The organism is Clostridium sp. KNHs205 (genome assembly GCF_000702945.1).
Lineage (GTDB): Bacteria > Bacillota > Clostridia > Lachnospirales > Lachnospiraceae > Anaerocolumna.
Window position 1 is genome coordinate 2,864,797 of the sequence record NZ_JNLE01000003.1, and the last position, 21,651, is coordinate 2,886,447.

General features: G+C 40.9%; 14 protein-coding genes and 1 riboswitch. Of the genes, 6 read left to right on the forward strand and 8 right to left on the reverse strand.

Translation table 11 applies throughout. The features are described from left to right. Positions 1-7 precede the first annotated feature (7 nt). The 5 genes from BR73_RS0111855 to BR73_RS0111880 all read left to right on the forward strand — a co-directional run bounded on the left by BR73_RS0111855 (position 8) and on the right by BR73_RS0111880 (position 6,955). Positions 8-1,768: an ABC transporter ATP-binding protein gene (locus BR73_RS0111855; protein ID WP_033165695.1), complete on the forward strand. Its 1,761-nt coding sequence runs from the start codon at positions 8-10 to the stop codon at positions 1,766-1,768. After that, entirely contained in the window at positions 1,761-3,569 is a 1,809-nt protein-coding gene (locus BR73_RS0111860; RefSeq protein WP_033165696.1) for an ABC transporter ATP-binding protein, read from the forward strand. The genes BR73_RS0111855 and BR73_RS0111860 overlap by 8 nt, the downstream gene beginning before the upstream one ends. Before the next feature lie 351 nt (positions 3,570-3,920). After that, entirely contained in the window at positions 3,921-4,535 is a 615-nt protein-coding gene (locus tag BR73_RS0111865) for a TetR/AcrR family transcriptional regulator (protein ID WP_033165697.1), read from the forward strand. Next, a complete protein-coding gene (locus tag BR73_RS0111870; protein WP_081848636.1) occupies positions 4,535-5,563 on the forward strand; it encodes an alpha/beta hydrolase in 1,029 nt (342 codons plus the stop codon). Before BR73_RS0111865 ends, BR73_RS0111870 begins: the two co-directional genes overlap by 1 nt. A gap of 432 nt (positions 5,564-5,995) precedes the next feature. Next, positions 5,996-6,955: an acetylxylan esterase gene (locus BR73_RS0111880; protein ID WP_033165699.1), complete on the forward strand. Its 960-nt coding sequence runs from the start codon at positions 5,996-5,998 to the stop codon at positions 6,953-6,955. A gap of 437 nt (positions 6,956-7,392) precedes the next feature. Here BR73_RS0111880 and BR73_RS0111885 read toward each other — a convergent pair whose 3' ends face one another. The 6 genes from BR73_RS0111885 to BR73_RS27410 form a co-directional block, all read right to left on the reverse strand. Beyond that, on the reverse strand, positions 7,393-7,635 hold the full coding sequence (locus tag BR73_RS0111885; RefSeq protein ID WP_051685161.1) for a DUF2089 family protein: 243 nt from the start codon (positions 7,633-7,635) through the stop codon (positions 7,393-7,395). Between the two features lie 19 nt (positions 7,636-7,654). Beyond that, positions 7,655-8,122 (reverse strand): 6,7-dimethyl-8-ribityllumazine synthase, encoded by a 468-nt coding sequence (ribE, locus tag BR73_RS0111890; RefSeq protein WP_033165700.1) that lies wholly within the window; start codon positions 8,120-8,122, stop codon positions 7,655-7,657. 3 nt (positions 8,123-8,125) lie between these two features. Further along, the gene (locus BR73_RS0111895; protein ID WP_033165701.1) at positions 8,126-9,340 is read right to left on the reverse strand and encodes a bifunctional 3,4-dihydroxy-2-butanone-4-phosphate synthase/GTP cyclohydrolase II; all 1,215 of its coding nucleotides are present in this window, start codon (positions 9,338-9,340) and stop codon (positions 8,126-8,128) included. A 58-nt stretch (positions 9,341-9,398) separates the two neighbouring features. Next, positions 9,399-10,046: a riboflavin synthase gene (ribE, locus tag BR73_RS0111900; protein ID WP_033165702.1), complete on the reverse strand. Its 648-nt coding sequence runs from the start codon at positions 10,044-10,046 to the stop codon at positions 9,399-9,401. Beyond that, positions 10,027-11,130 (reverse strand): bifunctional diaminohydroxyphosphoribosylaminopyrimidine deaminase/5-amino-6-(5-phosphoribosylamino)uracil reductase RibD, encoded by a 1,104-nt coding sequence (gene ribD / locus BR73_RS0111905; RefSeq protein ID WP_033165703.1) that lies wholly within the window; start codon positions 11,128-11,130, stop codon positions 10,027-10,029. The genes ribE (BR73_RS0111900) and ribD overlap by 20 nt, the downstream gene beginning before the upstream one ends. 162 nt (positions 11,131-11,292) lie before the next feature. After that, positions 11,293-11,407: riboswitch (FMN riboswitch) on the reverse strand. A 63-nt stretch (positions 11,408-11,470) separates the two neighbouring features. Continuing rightward, complete coding sequence (locus tag BR73_RS27410; protein ID WP_197032656.1) at positions 11,471-13,243, reverse strand: MBL fold metallo-hydrolase; 1,773 nt, start codon at positions 13,241-13,243, stop codon at positions 11,471-11,473. A 687-nt stretch (positions 13,244-13,930) separates the two neighbouring features. On the opposite strand from BR73_RS27410, the gene BR73_RS0111915 reads away from it, so the two are divergent. Then, a complete protein-coding gene (locus BR73_RS0111915; RefSeq protein WP_033165704.1) occupies positions 13,931-19,429 on the forward strand; it encodes a S8 family serine peptidase in 5,499 nt (1,832 codons plus the stop codon). A 223-nt stretch (positions 19,430-19,652) separates the two neighbouring features. Here BR73_RS0111915 and BR73_RS0111920 read toward each other — a convergent pair whose 3' ends face one another. Then, complete coding sequence (locus BR73_RS0111920) at positions 19,653-20,786, reverse strand: HAMP domain-containing sensor histidine kinase (protein ID WP_051685163.1); 1,134 nt, start codon at positions 20,784-20,786, stop codon at positions 19,653-19,655. Between the two features lie 92 nt (positions 20,787-20,878). Continuing rightward, positions 20,879-21,607 (reverse strand): response regulator transcription factor, encoded by a 729-nt coding sequence (locus tag BR73_RS0111925; RefSeq protein ID WP_033165705.1) that lies wholly within the window; start codon positions 21,605-21,607, stop codon positions 20,879-20,881. Positions 21,608-21,651: the final 44 nt, after the last annotated feature.

The window sequence follows — 21,651 nt, forward strand, 5'->3', positions numbered from 1 at the left end:
AAAGGTTATGATAAAAATATTAAAGTATTTTAAAAAGACAGAATGGCTTCAAGTCGCCCTCTGCCTGGTATTTGTAATAGGTCAGGTCTGGCTTGACTTAAAACTGCCCGACTATATGTCTGAAATCACCATGCTGGTACAGACAGAGGGAAGTGCCATGTCGGATATCTGGAGTGCCGGAGGGTATATGCTGCTCTGTGCCCTGGGTAGTTTAGTCGCTTCCATCATAATCGGTTATTTTGCCGCTCGTCTTGCAGCAACTCTCTCCTATAGGCTGAGAATGGGACTGTACAACAAGGTTGAAGCCTTCTCCATGGAGGAAATCGGACGGTTTTCCACATCAAGTTTGATTACCCGCTCCACAAATGATATCACCCAGGTACAGACTCTTATAGCAATGGGGCTCCAGGTAATGATAAAAGCTCCAATCCTGGCAGTATGGGCAATCGTAAAGATATCGGGTAAAAGCTGGCAATGGTCACTTTCAACGGGGGGAGCTGTTTTTGCATTAGTTATATTAGTAACTGTACTGGTTGTATTTGCACTTCCAAAATTCAAGATTGTTCAGCAGTTAACGGATAATCTTAATCGTGTGACCAGAGAAAACCTTACAGGTGTCAGGGTTGTTCGTGCCTATAATGCAGAAGATTATCAGGAAACGAAATTTAATAAAGCCAATGATGAAATGACGAAGACCAATCTGTTTACGAACCGCATTATGGCAATTATGATGCCTGGAATGTCTCTTATCATGAATGGACTTACTCTGGCAATTTACTGGATTGGAGCATATTTAATTAACGGTGCCGATATACCGGACAGATTGTCCTTGTTTTCCGATATGGTAGTGTATTCGTCTTATGCCATGCAGGTTGTTATGGCGTTTATGATGCTTGTAATGATATTTATCATGCTGCCACGTTCAGCAGTTTCTGCCAAGCGTATCAACGAAGTTCTGGATACACAGCCAAAAATCACAGACGGAGATATGGACAGTAAACCCTGGGGAATGGGAGAAGTTGAATTTAAGAATGTAAGCTTTCAATATCCGGGAGCTGCGGAATATGTGCTTAAAGATGTCTCGTTTAAAGCGAAGTCCGGAGAGACAGTTGCTTTTATCGGCTCTACCGGAAGCGGAAAGAGTACACTGATTAATCTTATACCTCGGTTTTACGATGCCACAGAAGGGCAGGTACTCATTGATGGAGTCGATATTAAGAAATACAAACAGAAAGACCTTCATAATAAGATTGGTTATGTACCACAGAGAGCAGTTATCTTCTCAGGAGATATTGCTGGGAATGTAGCATTTGGTAATAACGGAAGGAAAAAAGCCAATAACGAAGATATTGAAAATGCAGCGACAGTAGCCCAAGCAAAGGATTTTATAGAAAATCTTCCGGAAAGATACCAGGCACCCCTATCCCAGGGAGGTTCAAACCTCTCCGGCGGACAAAAGCAGCGTCTGGCTATTGCTAGAGCAATCTGCAGGCAGCCGGAAATCTTTATATTCGATGATTCCTTTTCCGCTTTGGATTATAAGACAGATAAGGTACTGCGTACACAGTTGGCTGCCCAGACCCTTGGTGCTACCACGTTTATTGTAGCACAACGTATCGGTACTATTCGGAACGCAGACCGTATAGTAGTGCTGGAGGAAGGAAATGTTGTGGGAATCGGCAAACATGAAGAGCTGCTTAAGACCTGTAAGGTTTACCGTGAGATTGCCTATTCACAATTATCAAAGGAGGAACTTGGAGATGAGTAAAGGACCAAACTTCCGTAATCCACCGGGAAGCGGAATCGTCATTGAAGGTGAAAAACATGAATTCTCAGCTGCCTGGGGTAAATTAATAAACTATTGTAAGCCTTATTTTCCTGCAATAATCCTTGCACTAACCTGCGCAGTGGGCGGAACTGTTTTTACTCTGGTAGGCCCGGATATGCTTAGTGAAATGACCGATGCTATCACACAGGGAATAATGGGAAGCATTGATATGAAACTGGTTGGTAACATTGCTTTATGGCTGTCAGCTTTTTATGGTGCCAGCGTGGTACTTTCCTATTTACAGGGTTTTGTAATGGCAACAGTTACACAAAAAGTATCCAAAAGCATGCGTACCGATATTTCAGTTAAGATAAATAAGCTGCCGCTTAAATATTTTGATAAGACCAGTTATGGTGATATCCTCTCACGCGTTACAAATGATGTGGATACCATTGGACAGACCCTGAATCAAAGTATCGGAAACCTTGTATCTGCAGTAACGCTGCTTGTAGGTTCTGTTATTATGATGTTTGTCACCAACTGGATTATGGCATTGGTTGCAATTGGCTCCTCATTGCTTGGATTTGTAATTATGATATTAATAATTTCACGTTCACAAAAATATTTTACCCAGCAGCAGGAACTTTTAGGTGACATTAACGGACATGTGGAAGAAGTCTATGCCGGACATAATGTAGTAAAGGCTTATAATGCTGAAGAAGAATTAAGCAGTGAATTTACACAGATCAACAAGGAGCTGTTCTCCTGTAACTGGAAGTCACAGTTTATGTCAGGACTTATGATGCCCCTTATGAGCTTTATCGGAAATCTGGGTTATGTGGCAGTCTGTGTTGCAGGAGCAGCCCTTGCTATGAATGGCTCCATTACCTTTGGTGTTATTGTTGCTTTTATGGTTTATGTCCGTCTCTTTACACAGCCTCTTAGCCAGATTGCTCAGGCAGCCACAAGCTTACAGTCTACCGGAGCCGCAAGTTATCGTGTATTTGAGTTCTTAGGTGAAGCGGAATTAGAAGACGAAAGCGGAAAACATGCAGTTATGAAAACTGCAAAAGGAGATATTGAATTTAAGAATGTTAAGTTTGGATATTCTGAGAATAAGATAATCGTAAAGGATTTCTCCGCAAAGGTAAAAGCCGGGCAAAAGGTAGCAATCGTTGGACCCACCGGTGCAGGAAAGACTACCATGGTAAATCTTCTGATGAGGTTTTATGAACTTAACAGCGGTGAAATCTTAATAGATAATATACCATTAAGATCCCTGACAAGAGAAAATGTCCATCAATTATTCTGTATGGTATTACAGGATACCTGGCTCTTTGAAGGTACAATTCGTGAAAATATAGTTTATAATAAAGAAGGGGTGTTGGATGAGGAAGTAGTGGCAGCCTGCAAAGCAGCAGGGGTTCATCACTTTATCAAAACACTTCCTGAAGGATATAACACGATTCTAAATGAGGAAGCCAGCCTTTCAGCAGGGCAGAAGCAGCTGATTACCATTGCAAGAGCCATGATCGAAAATGCACCTATGCTGATTCTTGATGAAGCTACAAGTTCCGTTGATACACGTACGGAAGTCCTGATACAGGAAGCTATGGATAAGCTTATGGAGGGAAGAACGTCTATCGTTATTGCTCATAGGTTGTCTACAATTAAAAATGCAGACCTGATACTGGTTATGAAGGAGGGAGATATTATTGAAAGCGGAAATCATGAACAGTTATTAAAAGAAAAAGGCTTCTATGCAGAACTTTACAACAGCCAGTTTGATGAGGCTTCTTAAGAAAACAGGTTATAAATAATGAAAACCTGCCATTAGCAGTATAAAATAGTTCAAAAAGAGACAATTGATATAAAAAATATTAATCAGCTCAGAGCAAACCCATAAATACAGAGGACAGATCTTCTGTTTTATGGGTTTTTTCGTTTTCATCAATTATTCTTTATGAAAAGTAATATTTTGTCTATCTAATTTGAAGAATTATAAAGCACTCTTTTTATTTTTTGACGAATGGCAAGCTATGAAAACGATTATTAAACATAAATTTTGCCTGTATTTAAATAAGATATATACTTGAATTTAATACGAATGTATTATATAATACGTATGTATTAAATAAGAAAGGAATATTCTATGCCAAAATTAATAGATAGCAAACTGCAGAAAGCGCGGATCGCAAAAGCTGCCTGGAGAGTAATTCAAAGTGAAGGGATTGAGAATGCCTCAGTACGCAAGATTGCAAATGAAGCAGGAATTTCACCAGGGACCTTACAGCATAATTTTAAAACCCAGAGCCAGTTGTTAAAATTTGCCATGGAGCAGGTGGTTGAGCATATAAACCAACGTGTGACGGAGTTTAATCAGATAATGCCTGAATTAAATATACAGAATGCAAAGTTATTGTTGTTGAATCTGGTACCAATGAATGGAGAACAGGAGTTGGAAGCAGAGGTCTGGCTGGCACTGACCTTAAAATCCCTTCATGAACCTGAGCTGATGAAAATCAAAACAGAGACATATCAAGCCATGCAGCAGCTCTTGGTGGCTTTGCTTGGACAATTATATGCTGCTGGTTTTTTGAAGGAGAGTATACAGCTTGAAAAGGAGGCTGTGAAGCTTCAATTATTACTTGATGCCTTAGCCCTCCATAGGATGCTTAGCCCAGAGAACATGACACCTGAGGTAATGAAGGATTTGATTAGTCAGCATATGGATGAGTTATCAGTTAAAAAGGAGAACATAAAGTGATGAAAGAAAAGCATAGGATAAAAGACAAACCTTCAAGGGCTTTTATATGGATAAGAAGAGGTATTTTTCTGTTACTTGTATTGACTGTGTTTATTGTAGCAGGCTTTGTTTATGAAGGGATAGCTTCATGGACTAATAAGAAAAATTATCCGATGCCAGGTGAGCTGGTAGATGCAGGTGGCTATCGCCTGCATATCCAAACTGTAGGAAATCAGCCTGTAACCATTGTTCTGGAAGCCGGCAGCGGTGAAACAAGTTTATCCTGGGGAGACATTCCTAAAGAATTGTCTGAGGATTTTACGGTTGTCAGTTATGATCGTGGCGGATATGGCTGGAGTGAAAAGGCAAACAGTGAAAGAAGCGGTGAGAATATTGTAAAGGAGCTGCATAATGCACTACAGGAGGCAGGGCTTCCTGGCCCCTATGTGCTGGTCGGTCATTCTTTGGGTGGAATGTACACCCGTCTGTTTGCCAATACCTATTCAGATGAAGTAATTGGGCTAGTGCTGGTGGATGCAAGACCGGAGGATGATGAGAAGCGTACCGCATCTATTTATGCAAAAGAGAAGTTTCAGAGCAAACCTTCTGCTGATGTTTTAGCCCTGTTGAAAAGCTCCGGTGTACTTCGTCTGTTTCAGGATGTGCTTTTGGAGGGGATGATTGAGAAGGAGGAACGGGGCAGGTTCATTAATGTTACGGCATCACCGGATTATTTCCATGCAGTTGAAGAGGAAGGAAAATATTCAACAGCGTTGGAAGATATCCTGCGTGGACAAGATTTGGGCGATTTGCCAGTACGGGTCATTGCGAGAGGGCTTGCACCGGACTATGCAGCAGCTGGGATAACGGATAAAGCAGCAGCTCAAATAGAACAGATCTGGCGCGAGGGACAGGAAGCGATGCTGTTGCTGTCCAGTAATTCCAAGTTGGTCATTGCTGAACAAAGCGGACATATGGTCATGAAGGATCAACCCGAGCTTGTTAAGGAGGTAATCAGGGAATTGATAGATGACATTAAAAGTAAATAATTTCTTCATTAAATATCTCTTATGGAGCAGGTAAAGGTATTATCAGAAATTTTTAGAGGAAAAACGGAGTTCTCCTTGAAGCATATCGAGATCGTGAAGGATATCATGTTTATAAAGAAACAGGTAAAGCCAGTATTTATAGAAAAACAGGGTCAGGAAAAAGTCAGGAGTAAAAGCAAAGGAAATCGCATTGGATATCATTGAAAAGAACTATATTTATTAATTTATATCGTGGCTGCATACTTGTATTTTGAAAAATATGAATATATAATTAAGGATAGCGATTAACGGATTATTTTTAACAAAGCGGGTTAAAGATTATTAAAATCGTACATAAAGATTCGGGAAAGTTGAAATAAGACTTTGATTATATATTCTAAAGAAATTTCTACATGTTTATAAATAAAATTAAAATACAAGGAGTAATTAATTATGCCATTGATTGACATGTCTTTAGAAGAGTTAAAGAAGTATAACGGAAGCAGTCCCTGCCCTTCTGATATCGATGAATATTGGGAAAGAGCTCTAGCAGAAATGAAAGCAACTGATTCCAAAGTAGAATTGATACCGGCTGAATTTCAGGTTCCTTTTGCTGAGTGTTTTGATCTGTTTTTTACAGGAGTAAAGGGAGCGAGAGTACATGCTAAATATTTGCGTCCCAAGCACATTGAAGAAAAACATCCTGCCATCCTGCAATTTCATGGTTACTCTGGGAATAGCGGAGATTGGAATGACAAACTTAATTATGTGGCTTTGGGGTATTCTGTTGCTGCCTTGGATTGCAGAGGGCAAGGCGGTAAATCCGAGGATGTGGGAGGGGTAAAAGGTAATACTTTTAACGGACATATTATCAGAGGTTTGGACCAGTCGGCAGATGATTTACTGTTTCGCCAAATCTTTTTGGATACAGCGCAGCTGGCCCGAATTGTGATGGACATGCCGGAGGTTGACGAAACACGGGTAGGCGCAATGGGAGGTTCTCAAGGCGGAGCCCTGACTCTTGCCTGTGCTGCACTGGAACCGGGCGTTAAAAAGCTTGCACCTGTCTATCCCTTTCTTTGTGATTACAAAAGAGTCTGGGATATGGACTTGGCAAAGGAGGCTTATGCAGAGCTTAAGAATTATTTCAGGCAATTTGATCCCAGACACGAAAGGGAAGAGGAGATCTTTAGGAAACTGGGATATATTGATCTGCAGAATCTTGTTAAAAGGATTCAGGGCGAAGTATTTATGAATGTCGGACTAATGGATTCTGTCTGCCCGCCTTCAACCCAGTTTGCAGCATATAATAAAATTAATGCCAAGAAGAAAATGGATATTTATCCGGACTTCGGACATGAGAATATACCGCAAATGATGGATAGAGTGTATACCTTTATGATGAGTCTGTAATCTTTCCTCCATGCACCAGCTGAAAGGCATCTTACCAATTTTGCGAGCTATTACCGTAAAAATTGTTCGTTTTTAGCCACAAACAGGCAATATGTCTTTCAGGCAGTGCATTACAGATACAGGAAAGGAAGGCGGTTTCTTACTGCTCTACATTGATTCTGTCATTGCCTCTTCTGGGAACATTATCGAATATATGGTATTGTAATCTCTTTAGCGGCTGGCAGGGTTGTATGCCTTCCAATTGAATTTAGTATATTGTATTTCTTTTCAACTATCTGGTTACAAATCTTTGATTTTCATACGGTCAAGTTCGTCTTGCTGTTGATTCCTTTTCTTACGCTTTTGAGTATTTGAGTAAATTAAATATATAACGAAGAATACAACTCCAACAATTATTAAGAAAGTAAACAGAAGCAGCAAGAGTACAAAAATAGGCATCAGGTATCCTCCTTCTGGGCTTTTTTATATTCAGTAATCAAAATCTTTGCAGTATCGAAATCAATTTTTTCATTAAGAGCCAATCTCTTGATTAGTGAAATAAAAGGGTCATTTGCAGTATCCTCACTTATTGTTATTTTCTGAATAAGTCTGTCTAATCGCAATCGAACAGTCGGATAAGTTACACCATATAACTTTGCTACTTCTTTGAGAGAACCGGATGTCATAAGAAAATTTTTCATAAAGGCAGCATCCTCATCATCAAGCCTGTATCGTCCTTATTAGATTTACCATCTCAATTGCACTGGCTGCACAGTCAAAGCCTTTGTTGCCTGCTTTGGTACCGGCCCTTTCGATAGCCTGTTCAATAGTTTCTGTTGTCAGCACGCCAAACATTACCGGAATACCACTAGTCAGGGATACCTGGGCAATTCCTTTGGAAACTTCACTGCACACATAGTCATAGTGTGAAGTGCTTCCGCGAATAACCGCACCAAGGCATATCACCGCATCATATTTGCCTGAGGCAGCCATTTTGGAGGTGATAAGGGGAATTTCAAAAGCCCCGGGAACCCATGCTATTTCAATATCCGTTTCCTCAACTTCATGACGCTTTAAGCAGTCCAGAGCACCACTTAATAGTTTGGCAGTAATAAATTCATTAAACCGTGCGGCTACAATTCCAATTTTAATCTGTTTGGGTACAAGATTTCCTTCAAATACTTTCATATTCTATTCTCCTTCATTATCATAATGCAAAATGTGACCCATTTTTTCCTGTTTGGTTTTTAAGTAAAAAGAATCGTATGGATTAGCAGACATTTGTATTGGAACTCTCTCGATTATATCCATGCCAAAGCCGGAGAGTCCGTATACCTTTTCTGGATTATTTGTCAATAGGCGAAGGGTTCTTACACCCAGATTTCGTAAAATCTGTGCACCAATATAATACTCCCTCAAATCACCGTCAAAACCCAGAGCGAGGTTGGCTTCCAGGGTATCAAGTCCCTGGTCTTGCAAGGCATATGCCCGCAGTTTATTTACAAGGCCAATACCTCTGCCCTCCTGGCGCATGTAGAGCAGGATACCTCTGCCTTCCTGTTCAATCTGTGAAAGGGCAGCAGCCAGCTGTTGACCGCAGTCACACCGCATGGAACCAAAGGCATCCCCGGTAAGACACTCAGAATGAACACGGCAAAGAAGATTTTCTCCTGTACCAATATCGCCCTTTACAAGAGCAACATGGTGTTCACCGTTTAACTTATTCACATAACAATATGCTTTAAAATTACCGTATTTGGTGGGCATTTCACTAATAGAGGTCTGTGCAACCAGTTCGTCATGCTTCTTTCGGTATTCCTGTAAGGCAGCTATGGTTATGAATTTCATATCCCATTTCTCTGCAAGGGTTATCAGGTCAGGGGTGCGCATCATAGTACCGTCCTCCTGCATGATCTCACAGCACAAACCGCATTCTTTTAATCCTGCCAGGCGCATCAGATCCACTGTTGCTTCTGTGTGACCGCCTCGTTCCAATACACCGTTGCGCTTAGCGAGTAAAGGAAACATATGTCCGGGTCTGCGGAAATCTTCAGGCTTTGCATTTTCCTCTATACACTTCATAGCAGTGAGGGAACGTTCCACTGCGGAAATTCCCGTAAGGGTGTTAACATAATCCACTGATACAGTAAAGGCAGTACTATGATTGTCGTTATTATCTTCAACCATCTGCGGGAATTCTAATTTCTTGCACAATTCTTCACTCATGGGCATGCAGATAAGCCCTTTTCCGTAGGTAGCCATAAAATTAATATTTTCTGGTGTAGCAAATTCGGCGGAACAGATAAAGTCTCCTTCATTTTCCCGGTCTTCCTTGTCGGTAACAAGAATTATTTTACCTTTGCGAAGAGCTTTAAGAGCTTCTTCAATCGTGTTATACTGAAACATATTTACCTCCATTTCATATTGCTGATATACAATGATAAGCCATAAAATAAGCTACCTTTTAAAAGCCATATTTGCTTAAAAAATCCCTTGTGATACTACTTTGATTATCCTGGGGAGGAGAGTTTAACAATAGCTTTTCAAGGTATTTTCCAACGAGGTCGTTTTCCAGATTCACAGTATCACCGATCCTTTTGTGAGAAAGAATGGTAGAGCTTGCCGTGTGAGGTATGACAGACAGTTGAAATTCCGCTGGGTTAACCGTCACTACCGTTAAGCTGATGCCATCCACTGCGATAGAGCCCTTTTCAACGATGTACCGTAAAAGTTGAGGTTGGGTAGAAATAGTATACCAAAGAGCATTTTTGTCTTTTCTTATTGCTTTAATGATTCCCATACCATCAATATGCCCGGAGACCATATGCCCTCCAAAACGTCCCTTTGCAGGCATTGCCCGTTCCAGGTTTACCATAGCTCCTGGCTTCAAACTTCCAAGAGTAGAACAATGGATAGTTTCAGGCATCACATCTGCCTTAAAAGTATTTTTATCGATGGCCGAAGCTGTAAGACATACACCGTTTACGGAAATACTGTCTCCGATGTGAAGGTCTTCAAAGATTATTTTACCCTCTATAAAGAGAATAAAAGACTCAGAACTTTGCCGCAGTTCCTTAAGCATACCAATTTCTTCAATGATTCCGGTAAACATATTGAACCTCACTTTCAATGAGAATATCCTCTTCAAGGAAGGTAATAGAAGGGTTCGTTAAAGAATAAGCCTCTGAGGGGCTAGCCATACCGATTCCTGAAACGGGTGATTTTCCCTTCGTACCTCCTAAGAGTTTCGGAGCAATATAAGTCTGTACCTTGTTGACGATGTTACTCTGTAAGGCTGACCAGTTAAGGAGGCCGCCGCCTTCCAGCAAAATACTGTCAATCTCTCTCTCGCCTAGTTGTTCCATAAGTTCGTTTAGATCCAAATGTCCTTGTTTTCTGGAAACTGTAAGGAGGTTGCAGCCAGCATCGGTATAAGCTTTCTGTTTTTCCATATCTGAACAGGAGGTAGCAAAGAGGGTAGGGACTTCTTTTGCAGTTTTTACAATTTGTGACTGAAGGGGTGTTCTTAAATTGGTATCACAGATGATTCTTATAGGATTTCTGCCCTTGGCTAAGCGGCAGGTAAGCAAAGGGTCATCTGCTATAACCGTACCCACACCTGCCATAACAGCCTGGTAACGGTGGCGGTCCTCGTGTACCCTAAGACGTGCAGCTTCCCCTGTAATCCACTTGGATTTTCCCGTATAGGCGGCGGTTTTGCCATCCATGGTCATTGCATATTTCATTACCACATATGGTGTTTTTGTGCGTATGTAATGAAAGAAAACTTCATTAAGCCGATCACACTCAGTTTGTAAAATACCCTCCAGACACTCGACACCCTGGCTGCGAAGCAGTTCAATTCCTTTCCCAGAAACCAAGGGATTGGGATCTTTGCTGCCAATCACCACTTTTTTGATACCACTTTGTAAGATGGCATCCGTACAGGGAGGTGTCTTACCATAATGGCAGCAAGGCTCCAGGGTTACATACAGCGTAGAGCCAACCGGTGACTGGGTACAGCTTGCAAGTGCATTTCGTTCTCCATGGAGACCACCGTATATTTCGTGATAGCCCTGTCCGATAATCTGCCCCTCCTTAACGATAACAGCACCGACCATGGGGTTTGGATTTACGAAACCTTTGCCTTTTTCTGCAAGCTGTAATGCATAAAGCATATATTCTCTGTCATCCATAGAATACCTCCAAATAAGAAAATGCCTTGAACACAAAATTCAAGGCATTTTTCAGCAGGCTTCTTTCCTGACCTTGCCATTATTACAATAAAAAAGCTCTGAAATGAGAATTCATTTCAGAGCGGCAATGTCAACTTAGCACAATATACTGTGCAGATACTGCTACATCTTCTTTCATCCAGACTTTACTGTCGGCTTCGGAATTACACCGAATCATGCCTTGCGGCTCGTGGGCTTTACCACCGGTAGGGAATTACACCCTGCCCTGAAGATTATATTCAATTGCATTTATATTAATACGAAAATAAATAATTGTCAATAGGCTGCTTTAAGGAAGTTCCTATTTCACGCTAAATAAATTAGAATTTTTTGTTACATAATTCCCCTTCTTATCTGTGAATCTTACATAGACTCTGCCATTAAATCCCTTCTTGATTGTAACCGAATTCCCATTAATCCATTTTCCTTTTTGCCCGTTATCCTCTAGCATGTACTGAATGGATGCTATACCGCTGGCTCCAAAATCAGCAGTAAAATTAAGGAGCACGGGGGACTTTACGGTAGTATTTTCACTCTTAGAACCCCAATTTACAAATTTGATGTCTTTTGCTTTGGAGGTGATCATTGTATTAATGGGCTGCTTTGAAACATAACTGAAACCGGTGGTTTTCTTGGTTGTTACATTACCGGCACCATCAGTAAATCTTACATATACACTTCCTATGAAATCCTTCTTGATTGTTACAGCATTTCCATTTGTCCAGGATTGTTCCGGGTCAAATTCCTTTCCCCTTGGGACCAGCATATATTCTGTCTTACCATAGTCACTGATACCGAAATCTGCATTAAATTCCAGTGTTACGGGACCGGAAGCTTTTTTAGAATAAGTATCCTGCGCATATGTATCCAAAAGATTGATTCCTGTAACATTAGATACTACGTTACAGTTCTCAGGAGGTGTTGCATCCAGGGTAAATCCCTGAGTTTTACGAATCATTGTATTACCAAGCTTATTCACAAATTTTACATAGATACAACCCATAAAATCTTCATCTAGAATCAGCTCATTATTATTTAATTGAGCCCATTCTACATTGTCCACATTATTAAAAAGATCAGCTGGTGCTAAAGCATACTCAATCTTTTCTAAAGAGCTTACTCCATAATCTGCATTGAATACGATTGGTAACGTTCCACCTAACAGTAACTCATAATCTTCATCATCATATTCATTTTGCATTGTGAGGCTGTTCCCTGGAATTTCAGCACTTGGATTAGATAAGTTCTTTGTCTCTGAGGTGTTACTTCTGATACTTTTTCCGGTTAATATATCGATGGTATCCCCTGCATAGGAATATGGTGTTTTATCTACTGTTATCTCTTTTCCGTCACTTACCATAGTAATGGTGCCTGAGACATCCGTGCGGTAGATATCGGTATTCTCTAATTTCTTTAAAGTGGTAATCCTTGGAAATCTTGCTGGTGCATTTTCATCACAGGATATTACGGAAATAGAAGGATCTACTGCATTTAAGAATTCCTGAGTGGTTGAAGTCAACGCACTGTGATGTGCCACCTTTAATACATCTGATTTTAAATCATATCCTTTATCAAGCATTTCTTTTTCTGATACACTTTCTGCATCGCCGGTAAACAGGAAGGAGTTCTCACCATTTACCACCTTAACGACAATGGAATTGTCATTGTAGCTTGCGTAATCACTTCCATTGGGAGCCATAAAGGTTACAGTAGCTGACCCAAGCATAAAAGATTTTCCCATAACAGGTGTAATCGTCTTAAGATTCTTGTTCCTTACAGCATTAATAAAATTATTGTAAGAAGGGTCTGGGTAAGAGGTATTTGTCATAATTAAATTACCTACCTCAAAATTCCTGATTACATCAATCAGTCCGCCAATATGGTCTTCATGTTGATGGGTAGCTAATATATAGTCAATCTTTTTAATATTCTTGGATTTAAGAAAATTAGTTACTGTAGATCCCGCCATTATAGGGCCACCATCAATTAACATGTACTTTCCGTTGCTTTCAAGTAATGCTCCGTCACCCTGTCCGACATTGATAAAAGATACTGTAAGATTATCATTTTCCATAGCACTTACTGTTATGTTTTTAAGCATAGAAAACATAAGTATAAGGCATAGGAAAAGGTAACTGAATAGCTTAAAGGAGTTTAACTTTTGTTTGTACTTCTGTCTTTTTTGTATCATACTTCTACCTTTCTCTGACTGTATTAACCTGTATCCTTTTAAAGCACAAAAATGTGTACCTCTTTATGCCTTAAAATATAATAATAATAGATATACTATTGAATGTAAAGTGCAGAAGGATACATTGTCGAAACTTAGAGGTGATTGCCTCCCACAAAGTGGAACCTTCAACCCGGCACAAGCAGTTTTCAGACACGCCCATGGAATTTATGGATTACATAGAAGCATCTTTGATTTATTTATTAATTTCAAAGGTTGTTTGTTTTTTGTCAAGTTCAATAACACGCATTTTAATGAGGGCAGTATCATATAAATAGTCTTACATCTTACCTTTTCTATACTGTATAGATAAAATATTAATATTTTTTATAAAAAACAGTCATAAATAAGAAATCCGCCGAATAAATATAAAGTTAAATAATACCAAAGCTTGTCTTATGAATTACAACAGAGATTTTTGTGTCATATTTGAGGGGTCTTAAAGACAGCTGCCAGGTAGTAGAAAGGGGGGGCACAAGGTCAGCAGCAGCTATTTTTAAAGATAAAGATGAGTAAAAGGAGGTAGTAATAATGATTAAGGGAAAAGCAAGAAAGGTCGTTACCATGTTATTATTTTTTATCATGACCTTTAATTCGGTAACAGCTCTTGCAGAAAGTAAATATTCTCTTCCGGTAGCTTCCTTAAAGAAGGAACTGCATACCCAGTCTATGGATAAGATAGAGTCTGGATTCATTGACTCTGCATCGGATGAGGAACTTGTAGAAGCAATCATATACCTGAGCAGTCAGGTAGACAGTATGGGGGTAGCAAAGGACGCTGAGGGAAAACTGTCATCAGCCTTAACACCGTATAATACAAAACTTGAAGTAAGAAAAGAAGTAATCGGTGCTTTAAAGGATAATGCAGAGGATACACAGCAGAAATTGTTAAAATACATAACCCAGGAAGAAAAGAAGAAGACTGTCGCAGAGTATAAGCCTTATTACATTGTAAATGCAGTTTATGTAAAGGCTACCAAAAAAGTAATTGAAAACATTTCGTATATGAGTGAAGTTGAGAAAATATACGAAAATAAAATCGTTAAATTAGATGAGCCGCAGGTAACAGCTGGCGAAATTCAGGCCAATGCTGACGGCGTAGAATGGAATATCGAGCGAATCAGGGCAGATGAAGTTTGGGGTCTTGGAGTAGATGGAACCGGCGTTGTTGTTGGAACCATTGACACAGGAGCTACCTGGACTCATCCTGCCCTGAAATTAAAATGGAGAGGATATAATCCCAGTGATCCCGCAAACCCAACTTCAGCAGGAAACTGGTATGACCCGGTTAATGGAAGCACTTTGCCGGTAGATGAAGCCAGCATACCCCATGGTACCCATGTACTTGGTACAATCCTTGGACAGGAACCCGATGGAAGCAATAAGATTGGTGCGGCACCCGGTGCCACCTGGATTACTGCTAAGGCTTTTACCCCGGATGGCGGATATGATGATGATATCCTCTCAGCAGCAGAGTGGATGCTGGCTCCGGGAGGAGACCCTGCAGCAGCTCCGGATATCATCAATAATTCCTGGGGCGGAGCCTCCGGTTTAGATGAGTGGTTCAGACCTATGGTAACTGCCTGGAGGGCAGCTGGAATCCTTCCGGTATTTTCTTCCGGTAATGAGAGAAATGCAGCAGCACCGCCGTCTTCTGTCAGTGCACCTGCTAATTACCCGGAGAGTTTTGCAGTTGGAGCTTTGGATATCAATAACGTAAGAGGAGATTTCTCAAGAAGAGGCCCTGGTCCATATAACAATGTAAAACCGGACGTAATCGCTCCCGGTGTTAATATACGTTCCTCTGTACCGGGCGGTTACGAAGGCGGCTGGGATGGAACCAGTATGTCAGCTCCGGCAGTATCTGGAACAGCAGCTTTAATCCTTTCAGCAAATAGCTCTCTTTCCATTGAAGACGTGGAAGAATTGTTAAAGGATACGGCAATTCCCATAGAAGATGCCAATGACGCCGGAGATCCCAATTATGGCTACGGCTATGGTTTAATTGATGCCTTTGAAGCCGTATCAAGAATCGCAGGCGGTACAGGTACTATTGAAGGAAAAGTAACAGTTGAAGGAGAAGACCTTGAAAATCCTGTAATCCTTCACAACCAGGTAATCACAGAGACCTATTCCGGTGCCGGTATCCAGATACAGGCTGATATTTCAGATGATGTATCTGTTATCGACACAGAACTTCTGGTAAAACAAAGCGGAAAATCCTACTGGATTACCCTGCCCCTTACCAGGACCTCAGGAAATTATAAATCCGGAGTATATACCGGTACTATCCCGGATGACCTGGTAGCACAGCCGGGGTTTGTCTATAAGCTAAAGGCCAGGGATTATGACGGAAATACAGTGGCAACAGGTGAATATTCAGTTGAGGTCAAATTCGGTGCAGTTCCTGACAGCTACAGTACGGATTTTGAAAATTATCCTTCCGGCTGGCTCTTTGAAGGTGACTGGCAATGGGGCGAACCGGCAGCAGGAGTTGGACCGACAGCTTTAAGCGGTACGAAACTCATAGGAACGAACCTAAAAGGCAATTATTCCAACAGCGGAGACAGTGTATTAGTGTCCGTACCCCTGGATCTTAGGGATACTACCCTTAAATTTGCTCAGTTTGAAGTAAATCAATGGTATGATATTGAAAATAATTATGATAAGGGTTTTGTATATGTATCCGCTGACCTTGGGGAGACCTGGAATCAGGTAGGACCTGTTATAACAGGCACAAAGACCAGCTGGAGCAAGCTGACCATAAACTTAAGCGAATATATAGGTTCTTCTGTTCCCGTATACATTGCTTTCCGTCTGGTTTCAGATACAAGTGTTTCAAAGGTCGGCTGGTATCTGGAGGATGCAAAGTTTGTCGCTACGGACAGCACCGCGCCTTCAGTACCTGCAAATTTAACCGGCAGTGTAATCCTTAATACCGCCGCCATAAACTGGTCTGCCGTGTCAGATACTGATACAGCTGGTTACCGTGTCTACCGTTCGGATTCCCTTGACGGAGCATATGCACTATTGGCAGAAACTGCTGCAAATTCCTATGGAGACAACAGCATCGAGGCTCACAGAACCTATTATTACAAAGTTTCTGCTTTTGACTTTGCTGGGAATGAAAGTGGGTTGTCACTGCCCTTGACCCTTGAAGTAGAATCGCTGGGCGACTATGTTTATTATGAGGACTTCGAAAACAATAACGGAGGTTTCTTAACCGGCGGTACCAATAATTCCTGGGAATGGGGTGTACCGGCTTCTGGTCCGGGAACCGGATTTTATGGTGCCAAGGTTTGGGCTACCGGACTTGCAGCCAATTATTTAAACAGCAGTAATTCCTGGATAGAAACTCCTGAAATCCAGTTGCCTGAGGATAAGATCAGCACCTTAAAGATTGGCCAGTGGTATGAATTTGAGAACAAATACGACAAGGGATATATCCAGATTTCTAAAAAAGAAGGTGACAATTGGTCGGCTTGGACGGATTTGGCTCCGGGAGGTTATTATACCGGCGATGGAAAAGCCTGGACGAATACCGAGCTTCTGCTGGGTTCCTCCTATACAGGAAAAACCGTAAAGATAAGATTCCTGCTGACTTCGGACTCCTCTCTTAATAAAGCCGGCTGGTATATTGATTACATTTTGGTAAATGCAGCAAATGCAGCAGCCTCCAGTATAAAATTACCGGAATACAAGGAGCCGGATAACAGCTTAAGTCTTCTGAAGAAAGAAATAGAAGTAAAACCTATCAAATTAAATCTGAAAGAGAAGAACACAACGGTTACCAAGAAATATGAAACGGTAAGTGACGCTTCAGTTCAGTCCATAGCTTCTGTAACCGCAGGCCTGCCTGCCGATGCGGTAGTAACCATACTGGAAACTGGAAGAAGCGCTAAAACCAATCCCGCTGATGGCAGATATACCCTAAAGCATGCGGTAAACGAAGGAGAAGACACCTGGACTTTACGAGCAGAAGCCTACGGATATTACCCGGCAGAAGCACAGGTACATTTAACAGAGGACCAAACCGTTAAGAAGAATTTTGTGCTTACCGAAAAGCCGAAAGGAATCATAAAGGGTAAGGTTACGGACAGATATTCAGGAGAACCGGCAGCAAATGCAGTTATAAGGGTAAAAGAGGATTCAAAGCTTCCAGTTGTAACAGCAGATGCAAATGGTGAATTTATTATTCCCGATATTTACGAAGGTACTTATACCTTAAAGGTAATCGCAGATGGTTTTGAACCCGGAGAGGTCAGCGCTGTGGTAACCGGTAATGAAATCGCAGAAGTTACAATACCTCTTAAACGCTTTGTTGGTTATGAGGAAGAAATCGTTTATGACGACGGAACAGGTGAAAATGCACTGGTGCTGAATGCAACAGGTAACGGATTGGCTGTCAGAGTGACACCTGCACAGTATGGTAAAGTTAAAGGTGCCAATATCTTTTTCTGGGGGACTGATTGGCCGTCGCCGGGAGGCAATCAGATCGGAATTACCATTTATGATACAGATACCAGTGGTAATCCGGTGAAATTAAATACTTCACCCAAGGTAGTAAATGTTGTAAGAGGAGAGTGGAATTACATTGATTTATCAGAATTTGGCTTCTCCACCAACAGAGATTTCTTTATAGCAACTTCACAGACTGCTGTTGGAACTGCTTCACCTGGTACCGGTATTGACGAAGACAGCCCTTATGCTGACCGTTCTTATCTGTATTCCGGTGATACCTTTACACCTATTGCAGAAGAGGACGTAGACGGTGGTTTAATGATTCGTGCAAGAATGGAATACTCCGTGGATACACCGGTTATCACCAACTTAGAGGATGTCAGCTATACCAACCAGGATTCCATTCTGGTAGAAGGAACGGTGACAGCTGATGGTAAAGTCAATCTTTATGTGAATGGCAGTAAGACAGAACAGGTAACATCGGTAAACAAATCCTTCCAAAAGGTAATTCCGCTGACCGAAGAAGAAAGTATCATTACAGCAACTTCTGAGTTAAACGGAAAAGAAACGGAACCCTCAGCAGCTAAGAAGGTAATCAAGGATAAGCTGGCACCGGAGCTCCTTGTTACTGCACCGGCAGATGGATTGGTAACAAATGAGAGAGTAGTAGATATAACCGGAACGGTCTATGACCAGCATTTCAGCAAACTTGAGATTAACAATGAGATTGCTGTGGTACAGGATGGAGCTTTCCATGTCGAAAAGATTGTATATGCAGGAGAGAATATATTCACCTTAAAGGCATACGATCAGGTGGGAAATGTCACCGAGAAACAGCTTAAGGTTGTTGTGAAGAAAGATGTACCGGTTATATCCGGACTGGAGCCTGCAAGTGATGTAAACCTTACACCCGGACAGACGCTGACCGTTAGCTTTCACAGCGAGCCAGGGGGCAGCGGGGCTTTCAGAGTTGTGCTTCCTACCAGCCTTGCAACACAGTCCGGCAGCCAGGTTGCCATGCAGGAAGTCAGCGAAGGCTTTTATGTAGGAACCTGGACTGCTCCTCAGGCAAATATTAGCGGACTTATAGTTGAAGCTGAATTTGTGGATAGTGCAGGAAATAAGGTCACAGCTACAGCAGCCGGAAAAGTTAACATTGTTAAAGAACAGGGTATAATTGACCTTACACCTTCTTCCAATGTAACCCTAAAGAGCGGTGAAGTATTGACGGTAAGCTTTAAGAGTCTGGCAGGAGGAACAGCTTCTTTTAGAATAATTGCTCAGGATCAGAGTGCCCTCAAACCTATGACCTTTACCATGAGAGAGGTTTCTTCCGGCTACTATACAGGTACCTGGATAGCACCTAACTATACCAAAGCAACAGGATTACTGGTGGAGGTTACCTATACGGATATTTATGGAAAAACTTTAACTGCAACTGCTGCAGGTACCATCAATCTGGTACTGCCAAACAGCGGAGGATTGTTAATGCCGGAAGTACCTGTTATACCTGAGTCTCCTGAGAATCCCATCTATCCGGTTCCTGTTGGACCAGGTGATGAATATTAATAAGATGGATACAATGTAAGAATTTATTTAACAGGGTGTATTGGGGCAAAGGTTACAATTGACATTTACTCAATACACCCTGTTTAAACGAACCAGAATTATTGCTGAACTGAACATTATCTTGATGTAATCTCATTTTGACAGTTAGAAATATAGAGCAGTAAACCTGATTGAATAAGGGGATTATCTGCTCCTTTAAACTTACTTTTAGACAAAACACAGCTCAGCTATTTGGGGTAATGGGAATTAGAATACGAAAGGTTGTACCGGTTACTGGATTCTTTTCTGCTATAATGTGACCCTGGTGGGCTTTCACGATGTTTTTAACGATACTAAGACCCAGACCTTTCTTTTTATAGACAGAGCTGTTATTCAGAAAACCTTCCACGCCATTAAATCTTTCGATTGTCTCAGGTGTTAAACCGGCACCGTTATCAGAAATCTCAATTACAGCATGAATCTCCGCAGATATAAAAACTTTTATTTCAATACTTGTACCTTCTGCATTATGATGGATAGAATTCATAAGCAGATTTTGAATGGCACGTTGTAATAGCTTTGAATCTGCATAGATGGGTAAAGAATCTACAGCTGTATGAAGAGCAAAATGATACCTGGCTCCGGTGGGACCATTCATAACCTCAGCAACCAGTCCCTGGAGAAAAGGAATCAGATCGAAATTTTCCAAGCTTATTGGCAGTTCTGCCTGCTGGCCTTCCAGGTTGTATACAAGGTTCATATCGTCTGCTAATTGTTCAAGATATTTCCCCTTGTTATAGATTTCATCTAAGAAATTATCAGTTTCTTCCTTATCCCAGCTATAGCCTTCAGCTTTAAGCAGTGAGGAATATCCGATTATATAAGATAAGGGTGTCTTTAAGTCATGGGATATACCATTAACCCAGTTCTTTTTAGAGATCTCCAGTTGTCTCCGTTCTTCCTTCACAGACTCTAATACTTCTGCCAGATGAGAAAGGTCTTCCAGCACTTCTTTATAGAGAAAATATCTTTTCTTCAATTTCCCCCGTTTATAGATAACCTTATTTAATATTGCGGCATCATAATTACCTTTTGATAGCTGTCTTACGAAGGATAGGATAAAAAGCAGCGGTTTTACAAAGTACCGGCTTAATATTAGACCTCCGCTGACAAAAGCAAATACAAAAGTAAATAGGTAAAGCAAGGATTCCTTCTTCTCGGTAAATGTCAATAAGAACAATGCCTGACTACCGGTATCCGGTTTTGTAAACAACGGTATTATATGTTCAAAGACAAAGGCCGTCAAGCCCCCCATGTATAAGAGGAATAGGAACAAGCCTCCGGTAAAAAACAGGATAAAACGTAGTCTCAGTTTCATTTTATAAACATGCCTCTTTCAATCAAAAATTTCTGTCATAGAAGTAATTTCGTCTCTAATGACTCTTATTTTACACAGCACCAATATAATATTTATGTTTTGGCAGGTGGAATGAATTTATAACCAATTCCCCTTAGAGTAATTAATAATTCTGGGTTCTTTGCATCGTCCCCAAGCTTTTTACGAAGCTTTGAGATATGCATAGTAACAGTCTTCTCATCACCCAACCCCATACTGTCCCAAACAGCTTCATAGATTTGAGAAGCCGTAAACACATGATTTGGATTTTTGCAGAAAAAACGAAGTAATTCAAATTCTTTCGCAGTACATTCCACTTCTTCTGAATCCACCATAAGCGTTGCGGTAGCAGTATTTAATTTAATAGGACCATAATCATATATTGTGTTGTCAGAAAGCTTAAGGTTTTCTTTTTCGGTCTCTTGATAATGCTTCTGTCTTCGAAGGATAGCCTTGATACGGGCAATTACTTCTAAAGGATTAAAAGGTTTGGTTATATAATCATCGCCGCCAAGGGTTAAGCCCGTAAGCTTATCAAAATCGCCGGCGCAGGCTGTTAAAAAGATAATTGGTGTAAAGGTTAATTTACGTATTTCTGTACAAAGGTCAAAACCCGATAAATCAGGAAGCATGACATCCAGAAGTATCAGATCATAGGTATTATGATTTATATATTCCATAGCCTGAGTAGCCGTAAGGGCACAGGTTATATTATTATAACGTTCTTTTTGCAGTGTTATCTTTAATAGATTTAAAAGTCCCGCTTCATCATCTACGATCAGAAGCTTTTCTTCATTATACATATGGTCCTCCGATAATGGTAAGCTTTCCTAAGCTCTTACAATCA

Coding starts and splice junctions, on each gene's coding strand:
- BR73_RS0111865 (WP_033165697.1), top strand. CDS start 3,921: ATGCCAAAATTAATAGATAGCAAACTGCAGAAAGCGCGGATCGCAAAA.
- ribD (WP_033165703.1), bottom strand. CDS start 11,130: ATGGATGACAGAGAATATATGCTTTATGCATTACAGCTTGCAGAAAAA.
- BR73_RS0111925 (WP_033165705.1), bottom strand. CDS start 21,607: ATGTATAATGAAGAAAAGCTTCTGATCGTAGATGATGAAGCGGGACTT.
- BR73_RS0111915 (WP_033165704.1), top strand. CDS start 13,931: ATGATTAAGGGAAAAGCAAGAAAGGTCGTTACCATGTTATTATTTTTT.
- ribE (WP_033165700.1), bottom strand. CDS start 8,122: ATGAAAGTATTTGAAGGAAATCTTGTACCCAAACAGATTAAAATTGGA.
- BR73_RS27410 (WP_197032656.1), bottom strand. CDS start 13,243: ATGGAAAATGATAATCTTACAGTATCTTTTATCAATGTCGGACAGGGT.
- BR73_RS0111855 (WP_033165695.1), top strand. CDS start 8: ATGATAAAAATATTAAAGTATTTTAAAAAGACAGAATGGCTTCAAGTC.
- BR73_RS0111870 (WP_081848636.1), top strand. CDS start 4,535: ATGAAAGAAAAGCATAGGATAAAAGACAAACCTTCAAGGGCTTTTATA.
- ribE (WP_033165702.1), bottom strand. CDS start 10,046: ATGTTTACCGGAATCATTGAAGAAATTGGTATGCTTAAGGAACTGCGG.
- BR73_RS0111895 (WP_033165701.1), bottom strand. CDS start 9,340: ATGTTTCAGTATAACACGATTGAAGAAGCTCTTAAAGCTCTTCGCAAA.
- BR73_RS0111880 (WP_033165699.1), top strand. CDS start 5,996: ATGCCATTGATTGACATGTCTTTAGAAGAGTTAAAGAAGTATAACGGA.
- BR73_RS0111860 (WP_033165696.1), top strand. CDS start 1,761: ATGAGTAAAGGACCAAACTTCCGTAATCCACCGGGAAGCGGAATCGTC.
- BR73_RS0111920 (WP_051685163.1), bottom strand. CDS start 20,786: ATGAAACTGAGACTACGTTTTATCCTGTTTTTTACCGGAGGCTTGTTC.
- BR73_RS0111885 (WP_051685161.1), bottom strand. CDS start 7,635: ATGAAAAATTTTCTTATGACATCCGGTTCTCTCAAAGAAGTAGCAAAG.